This window comes from Pseudomonas taiwanensis DSM 21245, assembly GCF_000425785.1.
Taxonomy (GTDB): domain Bacteria; phylum Pseudomonadota; class Gammaproteobacteria; order Pseudomonadales; family Pseudomonadaceae; genus Aquipseudomonas; species Aquipseudomonas taiwanensis.
Map to the genome: position 1 here is coordinate 19,064 of NZ_AUEC01000020.1, position 23,378 is coordinate 42,441.

At 62.7% G+C, this 23,378-nt stretch carries 24 protein-coding genes and 1 other RNA gene; 16 read left to right on the forward strand and 9 right to left on the reverse strand.

The genetic code is table 11. The annotated features are described in order from the left end of the window. The first annotated feature begins 177 nt into the window (after positions 1 to 177). The 3 genes from ubiD (at position 178) to H620_RS0109030 (ending at position 3,542) form a co-directional block, all read left to right on the forward strand. Positions 178 to 1,644 carry a 4-hydroxy-3-polyprenylbenzoate decarboxylase gene (gene ubiD, locus H620_RS0109020; protein WP_027907206.1) on the forward strand — a complete coding sequence of 489 codons (1,467 nt, stop codon included), beginning with the start codon at positions 178 to 180 and terminating at the stop codon, positions 1,642 to 1,644. Further along, positions 1,644 to 2,612: a CDP-6-deoxy-delta-3,4-glucoseen reductase gene (locus H620_RS0109025; RefSeq protein ID WP_023382976.1), complete on the forward strand. Its 969-nt coding sequence runs from the start codon at positions 1,644 to 1,646 to the stop codon at positions 2,610 to 2,612. Before ubiD ends, H620_RS0109025 begins: the two co-directional genes overlap by 1 nt. A 279-nt stretch (positions 2,613 to 2,891) precedes the next feature. Beyond that, positions 2,892 to 3,542, forward strand: a complete 651-nt coding sequence (locus tag H620_RS0109030; protein ID WP_027907207.1) for a gamma-glutamylcyclotransferase — start codon at positions 2,892 to 2,894, stop codon at positions 3,540 to 3,542. Positions 3,543 to 3,633: 91 nt separating this feature from the next. Here H620_RS0109030 and H620_RS0109035 read toward each other — a convergent pair whose 3' ends face one another. Then, positions 3,634 to 4,611, reverse strand: a complete 978-nt coding sequence (locus H620_RS0109035; protein ID WP_023382974.1) for an NADPH:quinone oxidoreductase family protein — start codon at positions 4,609 to 4,611, stop codon at positions 3,634 to 3,636. 157 nt (positions 4,612 to 4,768) lie between these two features. Here H620_RS0109035 and H620_RS0109040 point away from each other — a divergent pair, with 157 nt between their 5' ends. Then, positions 4,769 to 5,173: a flagellar basal body-associated protein FliL gene (locus H620_RS0109040; protein ID WP_023382973.1), complete on the forward strand. Its 405-nt coding sequence runs from the start codon at positions 4,769 to 4,771 to the stop codon at positions 5,171 to 5,173. A 273-nt stretch (positions 5,174 to 5,446) separates the two neighbouring features. Here the strand turns inward: H620_RS0109040 and H620_RS0109045 are convergent, their stop codons facing one another. Continuing rightward, entirely contained in the window at positions 5,447 to 5,899 is a 453-nt protein-coding gene (locus tag H620_RS0109045) for an EVE domain-containing protein (protein WP_023382972.1), read from the reverse strand. Between the two features lie 177 nt (positions 5,900 to 6,076). On the opposite strand from H620_RS0109045, the gene H620_RS27175 reads away from it, so the two are divergent. Continuing rightward, positions 6,077 to 6,226, forward strand: a complete 150-nt coding sequence (locus H620_RS27175) for a hypothetical protein (protein WP_023382971.1) — start codon at positions 6,077 to 6,079, stop codon at positions 6,224 to 6,226. An 18-nt stretch (positions 6,227 to 6,244) separates the two neighbouring features. Here the strand turns inward: H620_RS27175 and H620_RS0109055 are convergent, their stop codons facing one another. From H620_RS0109055 to H620_RS0109065, 4 genes are all read right to left on the reverse strand, one after another. Next, positions 6,245 to 6,853, reverse strand: a complete 609-nt coding sequence (locus H620_RS0109055) for a 5-formyltetrahydrofolate cyclo-ligase (RefSeq protein ID WP_023382970.1) — start codon at positions 6,851 to 6,853, stop codon at positions 6,245 to 6,247. Between the two features lie 81 nt (positions 6,854 to 6,934). Further along, a non-coding RNA gene (gene ssrS / locus H620_RS26345) (6S RNA) lies at positions 6,935 to 7,114 on the reverse strand. A gap of 17 nt (positions 7,115 to 7,131) precedes the next feature. After that, a complete protein-coding gene (locus H620_RS0109060) occupies positions 7,132 to 7,449 on the reverse strand; it encodes a cell division protein ZapA (RefSeq protein WP_023382969.1) in 318 nt (105 codons plus the stop codon). Continuing rightward, complete coding sequence (locus H620_RS0109065) at positions 7,446 to 7,655, reverse strand: TIGR02449 family protein (protein ID WP_023382968.1); 210 nt, start codon at positions 7,653 to 7,655, stop codon at positions 7,446 to 7,448. The genes H620_RS0109060 and H620_RS0109065 overlap by 4 nt, the downstream gene beginning before the upstream one ends. A gap of 154 nt (positions 7,656 to 7,809) precedes the next feature. On the opposite strand from H620_RS0109065, the gene H620_RS0109070 reads away from it, so the two are divergent. From H620_RS0109070 to gcvP, 10 genes are all read left to right on the forward strand, one after another. Beyond that, positions 7,810 to 8,364 carry a YecA/YgfB family protein gene (locus tag H620_RS0109070; RefSeq protein WP_023382967.1) on the forward strand — a complete coding sequence of 185 codons (555 nt, stop codon included), beginning with the start codon at positions 7,810 to 7,812 and terminating at the stop codon, positions 8,362 to 8,364. 29 nt (positions 8,365 to 8,393) lie between these two features. Next, entirely contained in the window at positions 8,394 to 9,728 is a 1,335-nt protein-coding gene (pepP, locus tag H620_RS0109075; RefSeq protein ID WP_023382966.1) for a Xaa-Pro aminopeptidase, read from the forward strand. Further along, positions 9,725 to 10,924: a 2-octaprenyl-6-methoxyphenyl hydroxylase gene (gene ubiH / locus H620_RS0109080; protein WP_023382965.1), complete on the forward strand. Its 1,200-nt coding sequence runs from the start codon at positions 9,725 to 9,727 to the stop codon at positions 10,922 to 10,924. Before pepP ends, ubiH begins: the two co-directional genes overlap by 4 nt. After that, positions 10,921 to 11,403 (forward strand): DUF4442 domain-containing protein, encoded by a 483-nt coding sequence (locus H620_RS0109085; protein WP_023382964.1) that lies wholly within the window; start codon positions 10,921 to 10,923, stop codon positions 11,401 to 11,403. The genes ubiH and H620_RS0109085 overlap by 4 nt, the downstream gene beginning before the upstream one ends. 9 nt (positions 11,404 to 11,412) lie before the next feature. Beyond that, the gene (locus tag H620_RS0109090) at positions 11,413 to 12,630 is read left to right on the forward strand and encodes a 2-octaprenyl-3-methyl-6-methoxy-1,4-benzoquinol hydroxylase (RefSeq protein ID WP_167332797.1); all 1,218 of its coding nucleotides are present in this window, start codon (positions 11,413 to 11,415) and stop codon (positions 12,628 to 12,630) included. A gap of 151 nt (positions 12,631 to 12,781) precedes the next feature. Then, positions 12,782 to 13,783 carry an extracellular solute-binding protein gene (locus tag H620_RS0109095; RefSeq protein ID WP_027907209.1) on the forward strand — a complete coding sequence of 334 codons (1,002 nt, stop codon included), beginning with the start codon at positions 12,782 to 12,784 and terminating at the stop codon, positions 13,781 to 13,783. 206 nt (positions 13,784 to 13,989) lie between these two features. Further along, entirely contained in the window at positions 13,990 to 15,570 is a 1,581-nt protein-coding gene (locus tag H620_RS0109100; protein ID WP_023382961.1) for an ABC transporter permease, read from the forward strand. A 124-nt stretch (positions 15,571 to 15,694) separates the two neighbouring features. Further along, positions 15,695 to 16,777 (forward strand): glycine cleavage system aminomethyltransferase GcvT, encoded by a 1,083-nt coding sequence (gcvT, locus tag H620_RS0109105; protein ID WP_023382960.1) that lies wholly within the window; start codon positions 15,695 to 15,697, stop codon positions 16,775 to 16,777. Positions 16,778 to 16,824: 47 nt separating this feature from the next. Beyond that, a complete protein-coding gene (gcvH, locus tag H620_RS0109110; RefSeq protein WP_027907211.1) occupies positions 16,825 to 17,208 on the forward strand; it encodes a glycine cleavage system protein GcvH in 384 nt (127 codons plus the stop codon). Between the two features lie 139 nt (positions 17,209 to 17,347). Beyond that, positions 17,348 to 20,221, forward strand: a complete 2,874-nt coding sequence (gene gcvP, locus H620_RS0109115; protein ID WP_023382958.1) for an aminomethyl-transferring glycine dehydrogenase — start codon at positions 17,348 to 17,350, stop codon at positions 20,219 to 20,221. Between the two features lie 30 nt (positions 20,222 to 20,251). Here the strand turns inward: gcvP and H620_RS0109120 are convergent, their stop codons facing one another. From H620_RS0109120 to H620_RS0109130, 3 genes are all read right to left on the reverse strand, one after another. Next, a complete protein-coding gene (locus tag H620_RS0109120) occupies positions 20,252 to 20,566 on the reverse strand; it encodes a DUF2388 domain-containing protein (RefSeq protein ID WP_027907212.1) in 315 nt (104 codons plus the stop codon). 90 nt (positions 20,567 to 20,656) lie between these two features. Beyond that, complete coding sequence (locus H620_RS0109125; protein ID WP_027907213.1) at positions 20,657 to 22,342, reverse strand: GspE/PulE family protein; 1,686 nt, start codon at positions 22,340 to 22,342, stop codon at positions 20,657 to 20,659. Positions 22,343 to 22,464: 122 nt separating this feature from the next. Then, on the reverse strand, positions 22,465 to 22,776 hold the full coding sequence (locus H620_RS0109130; RefSeq protein WP_023382955.1) for a hypothetical protein: 312 nt from the start codon (positions 22,774 to 22,776) through the stop codon (positions 22,465 to 22,467). A gap of 126 nt (positions 22,777 to 22,902) precedes the next feature. Between H620_RS0109130 and H620_RS0109135 the strand changes: the two genes are divergently transcribed. After that, the gene (locus H620_RS0109135) at positions 22,903 to 23,373 is read left to right on the forward strand and encodes an Lrp/AsnC family transcriptional regulator (protein WP_023382954.1); all 471 of its coding nucleotides are present in this window, start codon (positions 22,903 to 22,905) and stop codon (positions 23,371 to 23,373) included. Positions 23,374 to 23,378: the final 5 nt, after the last annotated feature.

Sequence of the window (23,378 nt, forward strand, 5' to 3'; positions counted from 1 at the left end):
CCGCTTCGCGCCTCTTCGCGGGCAAGCCCGCTTCCACAGGGTCAGTGTGATCTTGTGGGAGCGGGCTTGCTCGCGAAAGGGGCGCGAAGCGGCCCCACATCATTTTTGCCCCCAATAAAGGCCTGAACGGCGCTACACTCTGCACCCCGACCGATACGGCCAATACGAGGCTCATGCATGCAGCATCGCGACTTGCGCGACTTCATCCGTGGCCTGGAGCAGCGCGGTGAACTCAAGCGCATCCAGGTTCCGATCTCCCCAGTCCTGGAAATGACCGAGGTCTGTGACCGTACCCTGCGCGCCAAGGGCCCAGCTTTGCTGTTCGAAAAGCCCACCGGCTTCGATATGCCGGTGCTGGGCAACCTGTTCGGCACCCCGGAGCGGGTGGCCATGGGCATGGGCGCCGAGTCGGTCGACGAACTGCGCGAAATCGGCAAGCTGTTGGCCTTCCTCAAGGAACCCGAGCCGCCCAAGGGCTTGAAGGACGCCTGGTCCAAGCTGCCGATCTTCAAGAAAGTCGTGTCCATGGCGCCGAAAGTGGTCAAGGACGCGGTCTGTCAGGAAGTGGTGGTCGAGGGCGAGGATGTCGACCTTACCCAGCTGCCGATCCAGCATTGCTGGCCGGGCGACGTGGCTCCGCTGATCACCTGGGGTCTGACCGTCACCCGCGGCCCCAACAAGGACCGCCAGAACCTGGGCATCTACCGCCAGCAGCTGATTGGTCGCAACAAGGTCATCATGCGTTGGTTGAGCCACCGTGGTGGCGCGCTGGACTACCGTGAGTGGTGCGAGAAGCACCCAGGCCAGCCTTTCCCGGTCGCAGTGGCGCTTGGGGCGGACCCGGCGACCATCCTTGGCGCGGTCACGCCTGTGCCTGACACCTTGTCCGAGTATGCCTTCGCCGGCCTGCTGCGCGGCAACCGTACCGAGCTGGTCAAATGCCGTGGCAGCGACCTGCAGGTCCCGGCAACCGCCGAGATCATTCTCGAAGGTGTGATCCATCCGGGTGAAATGGCCCCGGAAGGCCCCTATGGCGACCACACCGGCTACTACAACGAGGTCGACAGCTTCCCGGTGTTCACCGTGGAGCGCATCACCCACCGCCAGAAGCCGATCTACCACAGCACCTACACCGGCCGTCCACCGGATGAGCCGGCGATCCTCGGTGTGGCGCTGAATGAAGTGTTCGTGCCGATCCTGCAGAAGCAGTTCCCGGAAATCGTGGACTTCTACCTGCCTCCGGAAGGTTGCTCGTACCGCATGGCGGTGGTGACCATGAAGAAGCAGTATCCAGGGCACGCCAAGCGCGTAATGCTGGGCGTGTGGTCGTTCCTGCGACAGTTCATGTACACCAAGTTCGTTATCGTTACCGACGATGACATCAACGCCCGCGACTGGAACGATGTGATCTGGGCGATCACCACGCGCATGGACCCCAAGCGTGATACGGTGATGATCGACAATACGCCGATTGACTACCTGGATTTCGCGTCGCCGGTATCGGGGCTTGGGTCGAAGATGGGCCTGGATGCCACCCACAAGTGGCCAGGCGAGACTACGCGGGAATGGGGCCGTGCCATCGTCAAGGACGAGGCGGTCACCCGCCGTATCGATGAGCTGTGGGATCAGTTGGGAATAGATTGATGCAGGTAACGTTGCAGCCGTCCGGGGCAGTGCTGGCGCTCGAACCCGGGGAACGGATCCTGGATGGGGCGCGGCGACTGGGCTATGACTGCCCGAACAGCTGCCGCAATGGCAATTGCCATGTCTGCGCCGCGTTGTTGGTGGAGGGGCGGGTGCGCCAGGATGGCGAAGTCCGTGACCATGGCGAGCTGTTCACCTGCATTGCCGAGCCACTGGAGGACTGTGTCTTGCTGTGGGATGGTGTGCTGGCGTTGGGCGAGCTGCCGGTGCGTAAACTGGCTTGCACCGTGAGCGAATGCGCCGAGGTAGGTGGCGATGTCTGGCGCGTGCGTCTGCGTGCGCCGGCCGGAAAGCCGCCGCGCTACCACGCCGGGCAGTACCTGATGATCGAGCGCAAGGGTGGCAAGCAGGCGGCCTTCTCGCTGGCTTCAGCCCCCCATTGCGGGCGGGACCTGGAGCTGCATGTGTTGGTCCGCGAAGACAGCGCCCGACAATTGATCGAGCAACTGCAGCGTGATGGCGTGGCGCGCATCGAAATGCCATTTGGCGATGCCCACCTGGCCGAGCTGCCCGACGGGCCGTTGGTATTGATCGCTGCGGGCACGGGTATGGGGCAGATGCACAGCCTGGTCGAACATTGCCGCGCTCAAGGTTTCAAGCACCCGGTCCACCTGTACTGGGGAGTGCGGCGCCCCGAAGATTTCTATGCCATCGAGCATTGGGACGAGTGGGAGCGCCTGCCCAATCTGTACTTGCACAAGGTCGTCAGCGACCTGTGCGATTGGGAAGGGCGCTGCGGCATGCTGCATGAAGCGGTCTGCGAAGACATGGACGACCTGAATGCCGTGCATGTTTACGCCAGTGGCTCGCCCAACATGGTCTATGCCACGCTCGATGCATTGGTCGAGGCTGGTATGGACGCGCACCGTATGCGTGCCGATGTGTTTGCCTACGCCCCCCGCAGTTAATAACCGAAGTTTGAAAGCGTCGGTATAAGGCGGTAACTATTACCGCCTTGGTTAATAACTTTCGCGTTTTTCGGAATAATAATTCCCAATCGTCGGAAGGCCCCATGAAAATTTCGACATATACTTGAGCTAAGGCGGTGGCTGTCTTAAGTTAGACATGACGCCTCCACGGGAGCCGGCCAGCCGGCGATTTGGCTGGCATGGGCAGCAGAGTAAGATCTGCCTTGAATCGTCTTTTCCGCTACAAGCGCTATTCACAGGGAATCATGGCGGCAGCTTATGTCGGCACTTGAAAGTTCATCCTGGAAAGTTTCATATCCACCCTCGCTTGACTTCGGGCAACAACTGACCCGTGAGCAACTGTACAACTCCATGCAGACGACCATGTCACGGCACCAGGGCGGCCCGGTCTGGCTGTTCGCCTATGGTTCCTTGATCTGGCGCCCGGAATGCAACTCCGTGGAGCGCCAACGCGCGCGGGTGCATGGTTACCACCGTGGGTTGTACTTGTGGTCGCATGAGCACCGTGGCACGCCTGAAACGCCCGGCCTGGTGTTTGGCCTGGATCGGGGTGGCTCTTGCAGCGGTTTTGCCTACCGGCTTGATGAAAGCAACCTGGACGACTCGCTGATGGCCCTGTGGCAGCGCGAAATGCCTTACCCGGCGTATCGGCCGCACTGGTTGAGCTGCCGGCTCAGCGATGGGAGCAAGGTCCAGGCCCTGGGGTTCGTGTTGGAGCGGCATTTGCCCTGTTACGCAGGGAACCTGCCGGATACCTTGCTCAGCCAGATCCTGGCCAGTGCCAAGGGGCGCTATGGCACTACGCGCGATTATGTCGAGCAGACCTTGAATGCCTTGCGCAGCCACCAGATGCCGGATCGCAACCTCGAGGCGCGTTTCAGGCGCTGCCATAACCTGCGCGAGGTTTGAGTTCCCCACTGCCTGTACCTTCCCAAGCATCCCCCTTCAGCAGACGCCTGGCCGGCGATAGGGCGGGTACAGGCAATGAACGCTTCCAGCCCTACTTGGCCAGCACCACCAACTTACCCACAGCTTGCCGCTGCCCCAGTCGATCGATAGCCGCCCCAGCTTCGGCCAGTGGATAAGTCTGCGAGACCAGCGGTTTCAGCTTGCCCTGGCCATGCCAGACGAACAGCTGTTGGAAGTTGGCGGCATTGTCCTCTGGCTGGCGCTGGGCGAATGCTCCCCAAAACACCCCGAGCACCGCTGCGCCCTTGAGCAGCACCAGGTTCGCCGCCAGCTGAGGGATGGTGCCGCTGGCAAACCCCACCACCAGCAACCGACCATTCCAGGCCAGCCCGCGCACTGCCTGTTCGAACAGCTCGCCTCCCACTGGGTCGTAGATCACATCCACGCCCTGGCCGCCGGTCAGTCGCTTGATCTCATCCTTCAGGCTGGCCTTGCTGTAATCGATCACTTCATCGGCACCCGCAGCCTTGGCCACGGCGAGTTTTTCCGCGCTGCTGGCTGCAGCGATCACCTTGGCGCCCATGGCCTTGCCAATTTCCACAGCCGCCAGGCCGACGCCCCCGGATGCACCCAGTACCAGCAGGGTTTCGCCAGGCTTCAGTTGGCCGCGCTGTTTGAGCGCATGCATCGAAGTGCCGTAGGTCATGCCGAAGGCAGCGGCGGTGGCGAAATCCATACCCTGCGGGATCGGCATCACGTTGTAGAAGGGCACCGCCACGTGTTCGGCGAAGGCGCCCCAGCCGGTCAGCGCCATGACCCGGTCACCGACCTTGAAAGCGCCGGCCTTCTCGCCTACCGCCGCCACCACACCAGCCGCCTCACCACCGGGAGAGAAGGGCAGTGGTGGTTGGAACTGGTATTTGCCTTCGATGATCAGGGTGTCAGGGAAATTCACCCCGGCCGCGTGTACGTCGAGCAGGATCTCGTTCTTCTTCGGCACCGGGCTGGCCACTTCCTCCACTACCAGGTTGCTGGCAGGGCCCAGGGTTTTGCACAACACAGCTTTCATCGGGGCTATTCCTTTGCGTGTGGTGGCCGATAAGTGTAGGAGTGCCGCCTGCCCGGTCAACGAGCATGCCCCGGCCTGATGGGCTGGCATAAGCCGGAGCTTGGGTTTGAGCGGCGTGCTGGGTAAGCTGGCGCCAACTGTATTGAGGAGCTAATTCGTGAAAGCGTGGATCTTGATGGTACTGGCCCTGATGCTGCCAGCGGCGGCCATGGCCGAAGAAGCCAAGGAAGGAGAGCCCAAGGTCTCCTACATCAGCCTGAGCCCGCCCTTCGTCGGCAACTATGCCCTCGATGGTGGCCCTAAGCTGCGCGTGTACAAAGCCGATGTGGCCCTGCGTGTGACGGGCGATGCCGCCGCTGCTGCGGTCAAACACCATGAGCCGTTGATTCGCAATCAGCTGGTGGCGCTGTTCACCCAGCAGGGTGTGGATAACATGAGCAATGTAGAGGCCAAGGAAAAGCTGCGCCAGGAAGCGCTGAAACAGGTGCAGCAGGTAATGGAGGCCGAGGAAGGCAAGCCGATCGTCGAGGACCTGCTGTTCAACAATTTGATCGTGCAGTGATGCTGCCTCGATAGGCTCGCCGGTAATTGTGTGGTGCGGTTGAGATCGCGCGCCGCCCGCGCGGCGCATCGCGAGCAAGGCTCGCTCCTACGTTTGTTTCTGGCCAGTCATGTCTGTGCCAACGCACGCGACCGCCTTGTGTGCACTCGCGCGCATTTCCCACAGGAATAATTGGCCCGGAATAGACGTAGGAGCGAGCCTTGCTCGCGATGCGCCGCGCGGGCGGCGCTCGATGGTGACGGCGCTGAACAACGCCAGACGGACCACTCGAATTCACCGGGCCAAGGCAATAATCGCCGCCCACTGCTCATCGGTCACGGGCATCACCGACAGCCGCGTGCCCTTCTGCACCAACGGCAACGCCTCCAATGCACTCTGCTGCTTGAGCAAGCCCAGCCCCAGCACCTGGCTGAACGTTTTTACGTGCGCCACGTCCACTGCGCTCCAGGGGTTCTTATCGGTAGTGGCCTTTGCGTCGAAATAGTGGCTTAGCGGATCCAGCGCAGTCGGGTCCGGGTAAGCTGCGTTGACGACTCTGGCAATGCCGGCGATTCCCGGCTGCGGGCAGCTGGAATGGTAGAAAAAGAACTCGTCTCCGACACTCATGGCGCGCATGAAATTACGTGCCTGGTAGTTGCGCACACCATCCCAGCGCGCTTCCCCCAGCCGGCCTAGGCCTTCGATCGAGAGCTCGTCGGGCTCGGATTTCATCAGCCAATAGGCCATGGATGCTGCTCCTGAAAAAGTTTGAAATAACCTGTTGCATGAAACCGACAGTCGGTTGGCGTCAACGTTTGCGTGTCGACTCAGGTTGTCGGAAAATGCGCCGATTTTAACGCTAGACGCTCCGGCGACACCAAGAAGGTCGCCGAGCCTGACCATTGCCTAGGGGGGCAATTTTCGATGAACCAACGTAAACCAGATCTGCTTTGGATCCTGGTATTCATCTTTGGACTTGGCGTGGTCACCACCGGTTATGCGCAGGGTATCTGGGAGCGCAAGCTCGATGCCGCTTACCAGGCGCCAGTCGACGCCGGCCAGCAGCAGCGCTGATTCCCCCGCTGGCGCCGATCAGTTCGGCGCCATGTACCAGCCGCGGTCCGAGACCGTGCCTTGTAGCGGTACATCCCAGCTGGCCTGAGCCAGTCGCTCCACTTTCTGGCACTCATGGGCCAGCCCCAGCAGCAGTGGCTTTTTCCAGGTTTGACGACGAGCCTGGTAGGCGAGGCTGCGATCATAGAAACCGCCGCCCATGCCCAGGCGTCCGCCGACCTCATCGAACCCCACCAGTGGCAGCAGGATCAGATCCAGCGACCAGATCGGACGCTGACGCTTGCGGTCGGTGACCGGTTCTGGAATGCGAAACCGATTGCGTTTGAGTTTTTCGCCGTGCTCGAAGCGTTGGAACACCATGCGCGTGCGCGGCCAGGCGTGCAGCACTGGCAGGTAGGTGCGCTTGCCACGACGCTGGGCTTCGCGCAGTAGCAACTGCGGGTCGATTTCGCCATCGTTGGGCAGGTATAGGGCAATGTGCCGGGCACGGCGGAACAGCGGGTGCTGCGCCAGTTGGCGATACAGGCCACGTGCGGCTCGATGTTGCTGTGCCGGCGTCAGGGCGCGGCGGGCATCGCGAAGCAGGCGACGAAGCTGGGGGCGGGTGAGCGGCGCGGTGTCGGTCATGGCACGGGCGTTCCCAGGTGTGCTGGCCGACTGGGCCGGCCAAAACGAATTGCCCGCCAGAGGAGGCGGGCAAGCGAATTCAGGCTCCCCGATAAGACCGCTATCGGTGTAGCCCTTGAACCCGAAAGTTCAAGGTGGAGATTGCAGGGGGCGTTAAGGCTTTCCGTCGGGCGGACATGCACACCGGCCCCAGCGTGCAACCCCCGTGGTTGTGCGTATCGGCTCAGGGACATAACCGACTGGCGCATCCCCCAGGGAGTGGCGCCAGTATACCAATCTCAGCCGATTTTGGTATCCGCGTCGTCGGACAGCGCTTGGTCGACCCGTTCCAGCAGGTCGCGTACCTGTTCACGGGTAGTGCCTGTGCTGGCCGTTTCCGGGGTGTCCTGGCGGTGCAGCAGCTCGTGGGTGATGTTCAGGGCCGCCATGACGGCGATGCGGTCGGCACCGATGACCTTGCCGCTGCTGCGGATCTCGCGCATCTTGCTGTCCAGATAGCGTGCGGCGCTGACCAGGTTGTTGCGTTCTTCCGGAGGGCAGATGATCGAGTACTCCTTGTCGAGGATCTGCACGGTAACGCTATTGCTTGAACTCATGAGTCTTGCTCCAGGGCCTTCAGGCGTAAAATCATCGACTCGATCTTGCGCTTGGCGATTTCGTTCTTTTCGATGAGGTGGGCGCGTTCCTCGCGCCAGGATTTTTCCTGAGCAATTAGGAGTGCATTTTGCCGTTTAAGTTGCTCGACACGTTCGATCAGCAACTCGAACCGGCTCATCAGCGCTTGCAGGTCTTTCTCTTGCATGGGTTGCACTCGATTCGCTCCGTCGTTGACTCACCTGGCGATGATGCCTCTCCCTGGGCAATGGCGGCCAGTGCCGATGGTCTTGGCGCGCCTGCCGGTGCTAGGATACAAGGTCTTCATTCTAGTCATTGCGCCGCCTGGCGCCTAGCTGCCCATGCCTAATACTCAATCGCCTTACACCGCTTTCGCCTCGCTGCTTTCGAGCAACGGTCACCCTGTATCTCCCGCCGAACTGCATGGTCTGCTGATCGGCCGCAGCTGCGCTGGCGCGGGCTTCGACCCCGAAGCCTGGCTGGCCGATGCCGCAGGCGCGCTGGAAAGCGAGCCCGCGGACTCCGTGCGCAATGCCTTGGTTGGCCTGCAGGAAATGGTCAAGGCCGAACTCACTGGCGAGGACATCGCCATCGTCCTGCTGCTGCCAGGCGACGAAGCCCCGCTGACCGAGCGCGCCACCGCGCTGGGCCAATGGTGCCAAGGTTTCATTACCGGCTTTGGTCTGAACGCTGGCGGCAAGGACCTGTCCACCGATGCGAAAGAGGTTCTGCAGGACCTGGTCGCCATTTCTCAAGTCCAGGAAGCCTTGGAAGAGTCCGAGGATGGCGAAAGCGACTACATGGAAGTGATGGAGTATCTGCGTGTCGCGCCGCTGCTGCTCTATACGGAGCTGGCCGCACCCGCCGCACCCGCACCCAAGCCATCGCTGCACTGATTCGATCACCCTGGGGGGAAGTCTTGTCCATGAGCCACATACCCAAGGCCGAGTATGCCCGTCGGCGCAAGGCGCTGATGGCGCAGATGGTTCCCAACAGCATCGCCATCCTGCCTGCCGCTGCAGTCGCCATTCGCAACCGCGACGTCGAGCATGTGTACCGCCAGGACAGCGACTTCCAGTACCTCAGCGGCTTCCCCGAGCCTGAAGCCGTGATTGCGCTCATTCCTGGGCGCGAGCACGGTGAGTACGTGTTGTTCTGCCGTGAGCGCAACCCCGAGCGTGAGCAGTGGGACGGTGTGCGGGCCGGCCAGGAAGGGGCGATTCGCGACTTTGCAGCCGATGACGCCTTTCCGATCACCGACATCGACGAGATCCTCCCGGGCCTGATCGAAGGGCGCGAGCGGGTGTACAGCGCCATGGGCAGTAACCCCGAGTTCGATCGCCGGCTCATGGACTGGATCAACGTGATCCGTTCCAAGGCCCGTCTGGGCGCCCAGCCACCGAACGAGTTCGTTGCGCTGGATCATCTGCTGCATGACATGCGCCTGTATAAATCGGCGGCGGAGGTGAAGGTCATGCGTGCTGCCGCGCAAATCTCCGCGCGCGCCCATGTGCGGGCCATGCAGGTCTGCCGGGCGGGGCTGCACGAGTACAGCCTGGAAGCCGAGTTGGATTACGAATTCCGCAAAGGTGGCGCCAAAATGCCGGCCTACGGCTCGATCGTCGCGGCCGGGCGCAATGGCTGCATTCTGCATTACCAGCAAAATGACGCCCTGCTCAAGGATGGCGACCTGGTGCTGATCGACGCTGGCTGTGAGATCGACTGCTATGCCAGCGACATTACCCGCACCTTCCCGGTCAGTGGACGCTTTTCCCCCGAGCAGAAGGCGATCTACGAACTGGTGCTCAAGGCCCAGGAGGCCGCGTTCGCCGAGATCGCTCCGGGCAAGCACTGGAATCACGCCCACGAGGCGACCGTGCGGGTCATCACCGAGGGCCTGGTGGAACTGGGGCTGCTCAAGGGCCAGGTGCAGGCGTTGATCGAAAGCGAGGCCTATCGCGCCTTCTACATGCACCGAGCCGGACATTGGCTGGGCATGGATGTGCACGATGTGGGCGAGTACAAGGTCGGTGGCCAGTGGCGGGTGCTCGAGCCCGGCATGGCGCTTACGGTAGAGCCAGGTATCTACATTGCTGCCGACAATCAGACGGTGGCGAAGAAGTGGCGTGGCATTGGTGTGCGAATCGAGGACGATGTAGTGGTGACCAGGCAGGGCTGTGAAATTCTGACGTCGGATGTGCCCAAGACAGTCGCTGAAATCGAGGCACTGATGGCGGCCGCGCGCAGGGATGCAGCATGAGCCGGGTCAACCTGGCGATCATCGGCGGTGGCCTCGTCGGTGCAAGCCTGGCCTTGGCCCTGCAGGCAGGTGCCAAGGCACGAGGCTGGAAGATTCTGCTGATCGAGCCGTTTGCCCCGGGTGATAGCTTCCAGCCCAGTTATGACGCACGTTCATCCGCGCTGTCGTTTGGTACCCAACAGATCTACCATCACCTGGGCCTGTGGCCGACCATCAGCCGACGTGCCGAACCCATCCTGCAGATCCAGGTCTCCGACCGTGGACGCTTTGGCGCAACACGCCTGGATGCTTCGCAAGAAGGTGTGCCGGCACTGGGCTACGTGGTGGAGAACGCCTGGCTTGGCCAGTGCCTGTGGCAAGGGTTGGACAGCGAGGTGGTGAGCTGGCGCTGTCCGGCGGAGGTCCGGTCGATGCAGGCCATCGACGGTGGATACCGATTGCGACTGGACGATGACACCAGCCTGGAATGCGACCTGGCGATTCTGGCCGACGGCGGCCGCTCGGGTCTGCGTGAGCAATTGGGCATCCATGTGCGTCGCAGGCCCTACGAACAAAGTGCACTGATCGCCAATATCACACCGGGTGAGGCCCATCGCGGGCAAGCCTTCGAGCGTTTCACCGAACAAGGTCCGATGGCCCTGCTGCCATTGCCGGACAATCGCTGCGCGCTCGTCTGGACCCGCCAGGGAATGGACGCCCAGCGCCTGGCGGATATCAACGAGCGCCATTTCCTGCGTGAGCTGCAGGACGCCTTTGGCTATCGCCTCGGCGCCCTGCGTCAGGTGGGGGCGCGGCACCTTTATCCGCTGGCGCTGGTGGAGGCCGAGGAACAGGTGCGACCGCACCTGGTGGTACTGGGCAATGCTGCGCACAGCCTGCACCCGATAGCCGGCCAGGGCTTCAACCTTTCATTGCGCGATGTGCAGGCACTGACCGACGCGCTGTTGGCTGGCCCGCAACATCCGGGCGACCTTGCGACACTGCAGGCCTATCACCAGCGCCAGCGACTCGACCAGGCGCTGACCATCGGCTTTTCCGACCAGGTGACCCGCCTGTTCGGCAGCAGCCAGCCATTGCTGGCGGCAGGGCGAAACATCGGATTGCTCGGGCTTGACCTGCTGCCGCCGGCGAAAAGTTGGTTCGCGCGCCAGGCCATGGGCCTGGGCACCCGCCCTGACGCGCGGGGCCAGGCATGAGCGATTCACGCCGCCTGGCTCGCCGGGCTCGCATGCTGCGTTGGTTGCTGAACCTGTACCCTCCCTACCTCGGCGCCGGTATCCGCGTGCAGCACATCAGCCCGGACATGCGCAGCGCCAAGGTCCGCATGAAACTGACCCGCTGGAACCGCAACTACGTCGGTACCCAGTTCGGTGGCAGTCTGTACTCGATGGTCGATCCGTTCTACATGTTGCTGCTGATCGAACAGCTGGGCCGCGAGTACATCGTCTGGGACAAGGCTGCCAGCATCGACTTCATCGCCCCGGGCAAAGGACCGGTGTACGCCGAGTTCCACCTCGACGATGCGTTGCTGGACGACATTCGCCAGCAAACCGCTTCCGGCAAGAAGTACCTGCCGCGTTTGCAGGTGGATGTACGCGATGGCGCCGGCGAGCTGGTGGCGCGGGTCGATAAAACCCTATACGTGCGGCTCAAGCCGCAAGCGAGGCAGGCGTAAAGCATGGAAATGCGCGCAGATGTACTGATTGTCGGTGCCGGTATGGTCGGTAGCGCCCTGGCCCTGGCCTTGCGCCACAGTGGCCTGGATATTCTCCTGCTCGACGGCAGCCCGCTGTCGGTCAAACCCTTCGATGCCCAGGCGCCGTTCGAGCCCAGGGTGAGCGCCTTGTCCGCAGCGAGCCAGCGAATTCTGGAGCGCCTGGGGGCCTGGGAAGGCATCGCTGGGCGACGCGTGTCGCCCTATTCGGACATGCAGGTCTGGGACGGAAGCGGCACCGGCCAGATTCATTTCTCGGCGGCCAGCGTGCATGCCCAGGTACTTGGCCACATCGTCGAGAACCGGGTGGTGCAGGATGGGTTGCTGGAGCGCCTGCACGACAGCGATATCGGCCTCTTGCCCAATGCACGCCTGGAGCAGCTGCGCCGCTCCGGTGACGAGTGGCTGCTGACCTTGGCCGACGGTCGCAGCCTGCGAGCTCCTCTGGTGGTGGCCGCCGACGGCGCCAATTCGGCGGTGAGACGCCTGGCGGGTTGCCAGACCCGTGAATGGGATTACCTGCACCACGCTATCGTGACCAGTGTGCGCTGCAGCGCGGCGCATCGAGCCACCGCCTGGCAGCGTTTTACCGACGAAGGGCCGCTGGCGTTTCTGCCTTTATCGCGCGATGGCAACCAGCAGTGGTGCTCGATCGTATGGTCGACCACGCCTGAACAAGCCGAGCAGATCATGGCGTTGGAGGACGACGCCTTCCGCAGGGCGCTGCAGGAAGCCTTCGAGGGGCGACTGGGCGATGTGCTGGAGGCCGACCCGCGTGTTTGCGTGCCGCTGCGCCAACGCCATGCCAAGCGCTACGTGGATGAAGGCCTGGTGCTGATTGGCGATGCCGCGCACACCATTCATCCGTTGGCCGGGCAGGGCGTCAACCTGGGGTTCCTCGACGCCGCCGTGCTGGCCGAGGTGTTGGTCAATGCCTGTGAGCGTGGTGAGCGGTTGGCGGATGTGAAGGTGCTGAGCCGATACGAGCGCCGGCGTATGCCGCACAACCTGGCGCTGATGGCGGCCATGGAGGCCTTCGAGCGGCTGTTCCAGGCCAATCCGCTGCCGTTGCGCTGGCTGCGTAACACCGGCTTGAAGCTGGTGGAGCAGATGCCGGAGGCCAAGGCGGTGTTCGTGCGCCAGGCGTTGGGCTTGAGTGGGGATCTGCCTGAGTTGGCCAAGGCCTGATGCGTGGGTGCCGCTTGGCGGCCTCATTGCCGGCAAGCCGGCTTCTGGTGGTGCTGGGGCTTTGCAACATCCGGTAACGGCTCCGAGGATGAGCTGCAAAATGGGATTCACTACCATTTGCACCTCTCATACCATTCGAGGAGTGCTTTTCATGTTGCCACGCAAGCCCCTACTGGCCGTTCTGGCCTTGACCCTGCTGGGCGGCACTGCCCAGGCAGCGGACGAAGTGGTGGTGTACTCCTCGCGCATCGACGAGCTGATCAAGCCAGTTTTCGACGCCTATACCGCCAAGACCGGCACCCAGATCAAGTTCATCACCGACAAGGAAGCCCCGCTGATGCAGCGCATCAAGGCCGAGGGCGAGAATGGTGTGGCCGACCTGCTGCTTACCGTCGATGCCGGCAACCTGTGGCAAGCCGAGCAGATGGGCATCCTGCAGCCGATCAAGTCGGACATCATCGACAAGAACATCCCCCCGCAGTATCGCGCGTCGTCCCATGACTGGACCGGCCTGAGCCTGCGTGCGCGGACCATCATCTACTCCACCGAGCGGGTCAAGCCTGAAGAGTTGAGCACCTACGAAGCTCTGGCCGACAAGCAGTGGGAAGGCCGCCTGTGCCTGCGGACGGCGAAGAAGGTCTATAACCAGTCGCTGACCGCCACGATGATCGAGACACACGGTGAGGCCAAGACCGAGCAAATCATCAAAGGCTGGGTCAATAACCTGTCCACGGACGTGTTCTCCGACGACAACGCGGTGATCCAGGCCATCGCGGCAGGCCAGTGCGATGTGGGGGTGGTCAACACCTACTACTACGGGCGTCTGCACAATCAGAATCCACAACTGCCGGTGAAGATCTTCTGGCCAAACCAGGGCGACCGAGGCGTGCACGTCAATCTCTCGGGTATCGGCCTGACCAAGCATGCGCCGCATCCTGAAGCGGCGAAGAAGCTGGTCGAGTGGATGACCGGCGAGCAAGCGCAAAAGCTGTTCGCCGATATCAACCAGGAATTCCCGGCCAACCCAAAGGTCAAGCCATCGGACGAGGTGGCGGCCTGGGGTAGCTTCAAGGCCGACAGCATTCCGGTTGAAGTCGCCGGCAAGCGCCAGGCCGAAGCGATTCGCTTGATGGACCGGGCTGGCTGGAACTAAGCCCCAGGCCTTATCCTTTCGGGGGCCTGCGAAGGCCCTTTCGCGGGTGAACCCGCTCCCCCAGGTATTTCGCCGTCATCAAGAGCGGCGCCGCACCCTGTGGGAGCGGGTTTACCCGCGAATGACCCCAAAGCGGTCGCAATTCAGCCTCAGAGACAGTCAACTTGCCGCACACGCCCCAACGCCGTTGGTACCTCCCGGTCTTGATGACCGCCGCCCTGGTGCTCTTGCCCCTGAGCGTGCTGTTGCTGTCGTGGCAGTCGATCGACCCGCAAATATGGTCGCACCTGCTCGATACCCAGATGAGCCGCTTGCTGGGCAACACGGCCACCCTGGTACTCGGGGTCGGCGTCGGGGTCACCGTGTTAGGCGTCAGCCTGGCCTGGCTCACCAGCCTCTGTGAATTCCCCGGCCGACGCTGGCTGGACTGGGCGTTGATGCTGCCATTCGCCATTCCGGCGTATGTGCTGGCCTTCGTCTTCGTCGGCCTGCTGGATTTCTCCGGCCCGGTGCAGACTGCCCTGCGCGAAATGTTTGGGCCGATGCGCTTGCCCCGTGTGCGCTCCACGGGCGGGGTGATCGTCGTGCTGGTGCTGGTGTTCTACCCCTACGTCTACCTGCTGGCGCGCACGGCGTTCCTCGCCCAGGGCAAGGGCCTGATGGAAGCGGCGCGGGTGCTGGGGCTGTCGCCGCTGCAAGCGTTCTGGCGGGTCGCGTTGCCAATGGCCCGACCCGCCATCGGTGCGGGTATTGCCTTGGCGTTGATGGAGACACTGGCCGACTTCGGCGCAGTTGCGGTATTCAACTTCGACACCTTCACCACGGCCATCTACAAGACCTGGTACGGTTTCTTCAGCCTCTCCAGCGCGGCGCAGTTGGCCAGCCTGCTGCTGCTGGCGGTGATGCTGGTGCTGTATGGCGAGCGTCGTGCCCGGGGTGCCAGTCACCATGGCAACGAGCGGCCACGAGGGCGGGCGCTTTACCATTTACGCGGCGGCAAGGCGCTGCTGGCCAGTGGCTGGTGCCTGCTCGTATTCGCCTGTGCCTTCGTCATTCCGCTGCTGCAATTGCTGGCGTGGTTCTGGCAGCGCGGGCGGTATGACCTGGATGAGCGATACGTCAGCCTGGTACTGCACACCCTGTATCTGGGCGCCATGGCGGCGCTGATCACCGTTGGCGTGGCGTTGGTGCTGGCCTTTGCCCGACGTCAGGCGCCGACGCACGTCATCCGTGCTGGCGTGAGCCTGGCCAACGTGGGTTACGCGTTGCCGGGGTCGGTGTTGGCGGTGTCCATCATGCTGGCCTTCAGCTATCTGGATAACCAGTTGGTGGTGCCGCTGTCCCAGTGGCTGGGGGGCGCAGGCAAGCCACTGTTGCTGGGCAGCCTGGCGGCGCTGCTGCTGGCGTATCTGGTGCGTTTCATCGCAGTGGCTTACGGACCCTTGGAAAGCAGCCTGGAGCGTATCCGGCCTTCGCTGCCGGAGGCATCGCGCAGCCTGGGTGTCGGTGGCGCGAGATTGTTTTGCAAGGTGTATCTGCCATTACTGGTTCCAGGTGCTCTCAGCGCGGCCTTGCTGGTATTTGTCGATGTGCTCAAGGAAATGCCGGCAACCTTGCTGATGCGTCCTTTCGGCTGGGATACGTTGGCGGTGCGGGTGTTCGAGATGACCAGCGAAGGGGAGTGGGCGCGTGCTTCGTTACCCGCGCTGACCCTTGTGCTGGTTGGGCTGCTACCGGTCATCGGCTTGATCCGCCGTTCGGCCAGACGTCCCGGTCACAGTCAGTAAGGATGCCAGCCCGCGCCCTTGCGGCTACAATGCGCGGCATTCGCAGCGGCGGGTCCTATAACAAGAGTTGACGACCAAACGTCATCGCCCGCTGCCGCTTCGCCAAGCCCGGAAGGAGAAACCCATGGGACAGCGCACGCCTTTGTATGACCTGCACCTGGCGCTCGGCGCCAAGACGGTCGATTTCGGCGGTTGGGATATGCCCCTGCACTATGGCTCGCAAGTCGAAGAGCACCACCAGGTGCGTAGCGACTGCGGGGTTTTCGACGTGTCCCACATGACCGTCATCGACATCGATGGCAGGGCCGCCACGCCTTGGCTGCAACAGCTGCTGGCCAACGATGTCGCTCGCCTGGACAGCCCCGGCAAAGCCCTGTACAGCCCGCTGCTGAACCACGCAGGCGGGGTCATCGATGACCTGATCGTCTATCGCACCGAGGACGGCTACCGCCTGGTGACCAATGCCGCGACCCGAGCCAGCGTGCTGTCCTGGCTGACGACACGCAGCGCGGGTTTCGAGGTGGGTGTGGATGAGCGTTCCGACCTGGCCATCCTTGCCATTCAGGGCCCCCACGCCCGCGAGAAGGTCGCCGCGCTGGTCAGTGCCTCGCGTGCCGCGCTGATCCGCGAATTGCGCCCGTTCGAAGGCATGGCCGAAGGTGACTGGTTCATCGCCCGAACCGGTTACACCGGTGAAGACGGCCTCGAGATCATCTTGCCCGGTCATCAGGCCCCTGCATTCTTCAACGACCTGGTCGGTGCCGGCATCGCCCCCAGCGGCCTTGGCGCCCGCGATACCCTGCGACTGGAAGCCGGCATGAACCTGTACGGCCAGGACATCGACGAAAACCACACGCCGCTCACCTCCAACCTGGGCTGGAGCATTGCCTGGGAACCTGCCGAGCGCGACTTCATTGGCCGCACTGCGCTGCAGGACGAGATCAAGAGTGGCGTGAAGGAAAAACTGGTTGGGCTGGTGCTCGAAGAACGTGGCGTGTTGCGTGCCCATCAGGTGGTACGTGTCGCTGGCATTGGCGAAGGAGAGATCACCAGTGGTAGTTTCTCGCCTACGCTGAGCAAGTCCATCGCCTTGGCGCGCGTGCCCATGGCCACTGGCGACCGCGCCGAAGTCGAAATTCGCGGCAAGTGGTACCCGGTGCGTGTGGTAAAACCCACTTTCGTGCGCCACGGCAAGATTCTGATCTGAACAATCAACGGCGGACCGACCGCTGAGCCAATCGAGGAATACAAGACATGAGCAATATCCCCGCCGACCTGCGTTATGCCGAAAGCCATGAATGGGCACGCCTGGAAACTGACGGGACCGTCACCGTGGGCATCAGCGATCACGCCCAGGCAGCCCTGGGTGATGTGGTGTTCGTAGAGCTGGCGGAAGTCGGCAAGGTGTTCGCCGCTGGCGACGCTGCCGGCGTTGTGGAGTCGGTCAAGGCCGCTTCCGACATCTACGCCCCGGTCGGTGGCGAAGTCATCGCCGTCAACGAAGAACTGGCCGACAGCCCCGAGCTGCTCAACGAAAAACCTTACGAGTCGTGGATCTTCAAGCTCAAGCCAAGCGACACGTCCGAGCTGGACAAGCTGCTGGATGCCGCCGGCTACAAGGCTGCCATCGGCGAGTAATCGCCTGGTCGCTGGCTCCTGCAGCAGGCACCCTCCTGCAGGAGCCCGGTACTGCAACCCCAAGAATTCCCGCAGAATCGGCAATCCTTCCTAGACTTATAAGTCTCCATGAGGCCTGGTCTAGGAAGAGAGCGTCGTCATGTCCCAGTCGCCATCCCTGCATCAACTGCAAGAGCTCAACCCTTTCCTGCGTCGCCACCTGGGGCCTGATGCCTCGGAGCAGCAGGCCATGCTCACCACGTTGGGCGTTGCCAGCCGCAGTGAGCTGATCGAGCAGACTGTCCCCCCTGGAATCCGACTGAACCGTCCGCTCGACCTTCCGCCGGCCCTGGATGAACAGGCTGCACTGGCCAAGCTCGCTGGCTATGCCGAGCAGAACCAGGTATGGACCAGTCTGATCGGCATGGGCTATCACGGCACGGTCACGCCGACGGTGATCCTGCGAAACGTGTTGGAGAACCCCGGCTGGTACACCGCCTACACGCCCTATCAGCCGGAAATCGCCCAAGGCCGGCTGGAGGCGCTGTTGAACTTCCAGCAGATGATCATCGACCTGACCGGGCTGGCCCTGGCCAATGCGTCGTTGCTCGACGAGGCCACCGCTGCCGCCGAAGCCATGGCCTTGGCCAAGCGTGTGGCGCGCAGCAAGAGCAACGCGTTCTTCGCTGATGAGCATTGCCACCCGCAAACCCTCTCGGTGCTGAAAACCCGCGCCGAAGGGTTTGGCTTCGAGCTGATCGTGGACTGCGTGGATAACCTCGCCAAGCACTCGGTATTCGGCGCGCTGCTGCAATACCCGGATACCCACGGCGAGGTGCGCGACTTGCGTCCGCTGGTCGACCAGCTCCACAGCCAGCAGGCATTGGCCTGTGTAGCGGCCGACCTGTTGAGCCTGGTGGTGCTGGCACCGCCCGGCGAGTGGGGTGCGGACGTAGTGCTGGGTTCGACCCAGCGCTTTGGCGTGCCCATGGGCTACGGCGGCCCCCATGCGGCCTATTTCGCCTGCCGCGATGATTACAAGCGCGCCATGCCGGGGCGCATCATCGGTGTCTCCCGCGATGCCCGCGGCAACACCGCGCTGCGCATGGCGCTGCAGACCCGCGAGCAGCACATTCGCCGTGAGAAGGCCAACTCCAACATCTGCACGGCCCAGGTGCTGCTGGCCAACATCGCCGGTTTCTATGCCGTCTACCACGGCCCGGAAGGCCTGCAGCGCATCGCCCAGCGGGTCCATCGGTTGACGTTTATCCTGGCAGCAGGGCTTGAGGCCAAGGGTATAAAGCGCCTCAACCAGCATTTCTTCGACACCCTTACACTGGATGTCGGTGGCGCCCAGGCCGCGATCATCGAAAGTGCCGAACATGCCCGGATCAACCTGCGAATTCTTGGACGCGGGCACCTGGGCGTGAGCCTGGACGAGACCTGCAACGAAGCGACGGTACTGCGGCTGTTCGACATCTTCCTCGGTGTGGACCATGGCCTGGACATCGCTGAACTCGACAAGCATGCCTTGCCCGAGGGTATTCCTGCCGCGTTGGTACGGCGCACGCCCTTGCTCGCTCACCCGGTGTTCAACCTGCACCACAGCGAGACCGAGATGTTGCGTTACCTCAAGCACCTGGAGAACAAGGACCTGGCGCTGAACCAGTCGATGATCCCACTGGGCTCATGCACCATGAAGCTCAACGCCACCAGCGAGATGATTCCCATCACCTGGCCGGGCTTTGCCAACATCCACCCCTTCGCGCCGGCCGCCCAGGTGACGGGCTACAAGGCGATGATCGACGAGCTGGAGGCTTGGTTGTGCGCCATTACCGGCTTCGACGCCATCTGCATGCAGCCCAACTCGGGCGCCCAGGGTGAATATGCCGGGCTCATGGCCATCACCCGATATCATCACAGCCGTCATCAGCCCCACCGCACCTTGTGCCTGATACCCTCATCGGCCCACGGCACCAACCCGGCTTCGGCGCAGATGGCGGGGATGGAGGTGGTGATCGTCGAATGCGATGACGAGGGCAACGTCGACCTCGACGACCTCAAGGCCAAAGCCCGAGCGGCTGGCGACCGGCTGTCCTGCCTGATGATCACCTACCCGTCCACCCATGGGGTGTACGAGGAGGGTATTCGCGAGATTTGCGACGTGATCCACCAGCACGGCGGCCAGGTGTACATGGATGGCGCCAACCTCAATGCCCAGGTTGGCCTGACCAGGCCGGCGGACATCGGCGCAGACGTTTCGCACATGAACCTGCACAAGACGTTTTGCATTCCCCACGGCGGGGGTGGCCCAGGCATGGGGCCAATTGGGATTCGCGCCCACCTCAAGCCGTTCGTCGCCAGCCACCCGGTAGTGCCGGTGCCTGGGCTGGACCCGAACAACAGCGCGGTCAGCGCCGCGCCGTGGGGCAGCGCGAGCATCTTGCCGATCAGCTGGATGTACATCGCCATGATGGGCCCGCAGCTGGCTGACGCCAGCGAGGTGGCGATCCTCTCGGCGAACTATTTGGCCAGCCAGCTGAGTGGCGCGTTCCCCGTGCTGTATCGCGGCCGCAACCAGCGGGTGGCGCACGAATGCATTCTCGACCTGCGCCCGCTCAAGGCGCAGACCGGCATCACCGAGGAAGACGTGGCCAAGCGCCTGATGGACTACGGTTTCCATGCCCCGACCATGTCGTTCCCGGTGCCTGGCACGTTGATGGTGGAGCCGACCGAAAGCGAGTCGAAGGCGGAGCTGGATCGCTTTGTCGATGCCATGCTGGCAATTCGCGCCGAGATCGGCGAGGTGCAGGAGGGTAATTGGCCGGCGGAGGACAACCCGCTCAAGCACGCGCCGCATACGCTGGCTGATGTCCTCGCACCGTGGAATCGGCCGTACAGCCTGGAGCAAGGCGTCGCCCCCAGTGGCCACGTTCGCCAGCACAAGTATTGGCCAGCGGTGAACCGGGTCGACAATGTCTATGGGGACAGGAATCTGTTCTGTGCGTGTGTGCCGGTGGAGGCCTACCGCTGAGAGAAGGGGCTGCGTTGCAGCCCCCCACGCTTACTCGGCTACTGCATTCTTGGCAAGAATGGCATTGGCCAGTTCCATGTCGCTGGCTTCAATCCCTGGGTTCTCGGCGCGTACCTGGTGCAGGGCTGCCTCCAGGAAAGGTCCGCGAATGGCGCCTTCACTGGCGACGAAGCTGCCGGCATCATCCTGTGCCGCCAATACCAGCTTGTGATCTCTGGACGTCAGGTAGCTCGACGCTGTGGTCGCACCTGTCGTCATGAGGTTACGCAAGAACTCATCGGCCATGGCGGAGCCAATCGGCAGCGACAGCAAGGCAGCAGCTGCGATGGCGGTTTTGAGACGCATGATGAAACACCTCAAAGGGTGGGGGTTGAAGATGCCCGCTTTGATCCTGCCGCACTGACGCAAGTTCCTTGAATACAAGGCTTTTTTTGCTCAGGTGCAGACCCTCAGGACCTCCTCGAGGCTGGTCAGACCCAGCGCCACTTTCGCTTCCCCGCAGCTTCGAAGATCCTTTAGTCCATCCTCCCTGGCCTGGTCACGCAATGCTGCAAGGTCGGTGCCCGGGCTTATCCGCGCGCGAAGCTCGTCGCTTGGGGTCAGCAGCTCGAAAAGACCGGTTCGGCCTTGGAAACCAGTGCCACGGCAGCGGCGGCATGGCTGGCCTTCTCCCATCGTCGGACGTCCATTGCACTCGTCGCACAAGGTGCGCACCAGACGCTGGGCCATGACGCCGATAAGGGTTGCCTTGATCAGGTAATCGGCGACGCCCAGCTCTTGCAGCCGAGTGATGGCGCTACAGGCGTCGTTGGTGTGTAACGTGGACAGCACCAGATGCCCGGTCAAGGCCGCCTGAACCGCCACCAGCGCCGTTTCGCGGTCGCGAATTTCACCGATCATGATGATATCCGGGTCTTGGCGCAGCAGGGCGCGGGCGCCGTTGGCGAAGCTCAGGTCAAGGCTTGGTTGGACTTGCAACTGGTTGAACGCAGGCTCCAGGCGCTCGACAGGGTCTTCGATGGTGCACAGGTTGACCTCGGGCGTGGCCAGCGACTTAAGGCTCGCGTACAGGGTGCTGGTCTTGCCGGAGCCGGTGGGTCCGGTGACCAGGATGATGCCCTGTCGTCGACGCAACAGTGCTTGCCACAGGGCAAGCTGTTCGCCTTCAAGACCCAGGCTGTCGAAGCGCTCATGCAATTGCTGCGGGTCGAACAGGCGCAGCACCAGTTTTTCGCCAAACGGGGTAGGGAGGGACGAAAGGCGCAGCTCGACTTCTTCGCCGCCAGGCAGACGGCTCTTAAGTCGACCATCCTGAGGCCGGCGTTTTTCCGCGACATCCATGCGCCCTAGGTGCTTGAGGCGGCTGACGACCGCCAGGGTCACGCCGGCAGGGAAGGCATAGACCGTGTGCAGCAGGCCGTCGATGCGGTAGCGCAGTCGGCCCTGGTCGCGGCGGGGCTCCAGGTGGATGTCACTGGCCCGTTGTTCGACGGCGTACTGCAGCAGCCAATCGACGATGTGCACGATATGGGCATCGTCAGCCGAGGCTTCGGCCTGGCGCTTGCCCAGCTCCAGCAACTGCTCCAGGTCGCCCAGGCTGGCCGATTGCTGATGCTGCGCGCCCTTTACCGAATGGGCCAGGCGAAAGAGCGACTGGCCTAGCTGGCGGAGTTGCACCGGGTTGGCCAGCACGCGGCGAATGGGTTTACCCAGGCTGCGCGCCAGGTCGGCCTGCCAACTGTCCTGAAAAGGTTGGGCGCTGGCGACGGTGACGCGCTGGGCATCGGCGTGCACGACCAGGATGCCATGGCGTTGAGCGAATGCTGGGGAAACCAGACCCGTGACCTGGGACAGGTCGAGCTGCATGGGGTCGATTTGCATGTAGGGCTGGCCGACCTTGTTCGCAAGCCATTGGCAGAGGCGGTCCAGATCAAGGCGTTGGCCTGGCTGCTGGCGATCTTGCAGGCCACAGGCGGCGATTTGTTCCAACGGATGGCGGGCGGGTTGGGTGGCGGCGTGCCTAAGCACCTGCAGGGTGTCGTTGGCGTGCAGGTGCTGGTCGGTGAGCAGGGCTTCGAGCACGCGCCTGAGGTCGAGTGCCGGATTGTCTTGGGTATGCATGGAGGCGTCCGTGCCTGATGGAGGTGCTGCTCAGGCTAGCCGGGCGGGGGGAGGTTGCCGAACATGAAGGGTTTCTGGATCTTGCAGGGCCTGTCACTGCCCGGTCATTGGCGAGACGGCGCTTACAGTGATCGTGACGACCTGACGAGCCACTGCTGGTTGGTCAGGCTCACCTCACCCACACACACCAGGTTACGCAGTTTTTGCGCTATCACCTCGGCCCGGTGCCAGCTCAGTCCACCGATGCCCACCTCGATATTCAACCAGTCATCCTGCTGGCTGACCTGCACGCTGTGTGGCGTGAGGAACTGCAGGGCAAACAGGTTGAGTACCCGGCACAGGCTGTCGGGTTCGGCCTCGGCCTGCAGGCGATAGTTGACGGTGCTGTGGGCGTTGTTGGCCGCCCAGACGTCGGTACGGGGCTGTGCGTTCATGCTGTTCTCCGCAAGAGTGGGAAGAATTCTTGCACGTTTCCAAAGGCATTTTTTCGCTATGATGGGTGGATTTCGCCGTTGAGGCGAATTGATCAATTCAAAAACCACTCTATGAGAGAATTAAAAATGCATGGCGAGCTGGACGCCTACGATCGACGCATTCTTGAGCTGCTGCAGGAGGACGCCTCGCTGTCCAGCGCACAGATCGCCGAGCGTGTCGGGCTTTCGCAATCGCCGTGCTGGCGTCGCATTCAGCGCCTGAAGGAGGAGGGGGTGATTCGGGGCCAGGTGACCTTGCTCGATCGCAAGAAAGTCGGGCTCAACACGCAGATTTTCGCCGAGGTGAAACTCAACGCTCACGGGCGCTCCAACTTTACCGAGTTCACCGAGGCGATTCGCGGCTTTCCGGAAGTGCTGGAGTGTTATGTGCTGATGGGGTCGGTGGACTTTCTGTTGCGCATCGTCACGCCGGACATCGAAGCCTACGAACGGTTTTTCTTCGAGAAGCTGTCGAATGTGCCGGGGATCCAGGAGGTCAATTCGATCGTGGCCTTGTCCGAGATCAAGTCCACGACCAGCCTGCCGCTGGCGCGTTGAGTGAC

Coding starts and splice junctions, on each gene's coding strand:
- H620_RS0109120 (WP_027907212.1), bottom strand. CDS start 20,566: ATGCGTCTCAAAACCGCCATCGCAGCTGCTGCCTTGCTGTCGCTGCCG.
- H620_RS27175 (WP_023382971.1), top strand. CDS start 6,077: ATGAACCAACGTAAACCAGATCTGCTTTGGATCCTGGTATTCATCTTT.
- ubiD (WP_027907206.1), top strand. CDS start 178: ATGCAGCATCGCGACTTGCGCGACTTCATCCGTGGCCTGGAGCAGCGC.
- H620_RS0109135 (WP_023382954.1), top strand. CDS start 22,903: ATGCATGGCGAGCTGGACGCCTACGATCGACGCATTCTTGAGCTGCTG.
- H620_RS0109060 (WP_023382969.1), bottom strand. CDS start 7,449: ATGAGTTCAAGCAATAGCGTTACCGTGCAGATCCTCGACAAGGAGTAC.
- H620_RS0109070 (WP_023382967.1), top strand. CDS start 7,810: ATGCCTAATACTCAATCGCCTTACACCGCTTTCGCCTCGCTGCTTTCG.
- H620_RS0109055 (WP_023382970.1), bottom strand. CDS start 6,853: ATGACCGACACCGCGCCGCTCACCCGCCCCCAGCTTCGTCGCCTGCTT.
- H620_RS0109130 (WP_023382955.1), bottom strand. CDS start 22,776: ATGAACGCACAGCCCCGTACCGACGTCTGGGCGGCCAACAACGCCCAC.
- gcvP (WP_023382958.1), top strand. CDS start 17,348: ATGTCCCAGTCGCCATCCCTGCATCAACTGCAAGAGCTCAACCCTTTC.
- H620_RS0109095 (WP_027907209.1), top strand. CDS start 12,782: ATGTTGCCACGCAAGCCCCTACTGGCCGTTCTGGCCTTGACCCTGCTG.
- pepP (WP_023382966.1), top strand. CDS start 8,394: ATGAGCCACATACCCAAGGCCGAGTATGCCCGTCGGCGCAAGGCGCTG.
- H620_RS0109090 (WP_167332797.1), top strand. CDS start 11,413: ATGCGCGCAGATGTACTGATTGTCGGTGCCGGTATGGTCGGTAGCGCC.
- H620_RS0109065 (WP_023382968.1), bottom strand. CDS start 7,655: ATGCAAGAGAAAGACCTGCAAGCGCTGATGAGCCGGTTCGAGTTGCTG.
- gcvH (WP_027907211.1), top strand. CDS start 16,825: ATGAGCAATATCCCCGCCGACCTGCGTTATGCCGAAAGCCATGAATGG.
- ubiH (WP_023382965.1), top strand. CDS start 9,725: ATGAGCCGGGTCAACCTGGCGATCATCGGCGGTGGCCTCGTCGGTGCA.
- H620_RS0109100 (WP_023382961.1), top strand. CDS start 13,990: ATGACCGCCGCCCTGGTGCTCTTGCCCCTGAGCGTGCTGTTGCTGTCG.
- H620_RS0109085 (WP_023382964.1), top strand. CDS start 10,921: ATGAGCGATTCACGCCGCCTGGCTCGCCGGGCTCGCATGCTGCGTTGG.
- H620_RS0109125 (WP_027907213.1), bottom strand. CDS start 22,342: ATGCATACCCAAGACAATCCGGCACTCGACCTCAGGCGCGTGCTCGAA.
- H620_RS0109025 (WP_023382976.1), top strand. CDS start 1,644: ATGCAGGTAACGTTGCAGCCGTCCGGGGCAGTGCTGGCGCTCGAACCC.
- H620_RS0109030 (WP_027907207.1), top strand. CDS start 2,892: ATGTCGGCACTTGAAAGTTCATCCTGGAAAGTTTCATATCCACCCTCG.
- H620_RS0109035 (WP_023382974.1), bottom strand. CDS start 4,611: ATGAAAGCTGTGTTGTGCAAAACCCTGGGCCCTGCCAGCAACCTGGTA.
- H620_RS0109045 (WP_023382972.1), bottom strand. CDS start 5,899: ATGGCCTATTGGCTGATGAAATCCGAGCCCGACGAGCTCTCGATCGAA.
- gcvT (WP_023382960.1), top strand. CDS start 15,695: ATGGGACAGCGCACGCCTTTGTATGACCTGCACCTGGCGCTCGGCGCC.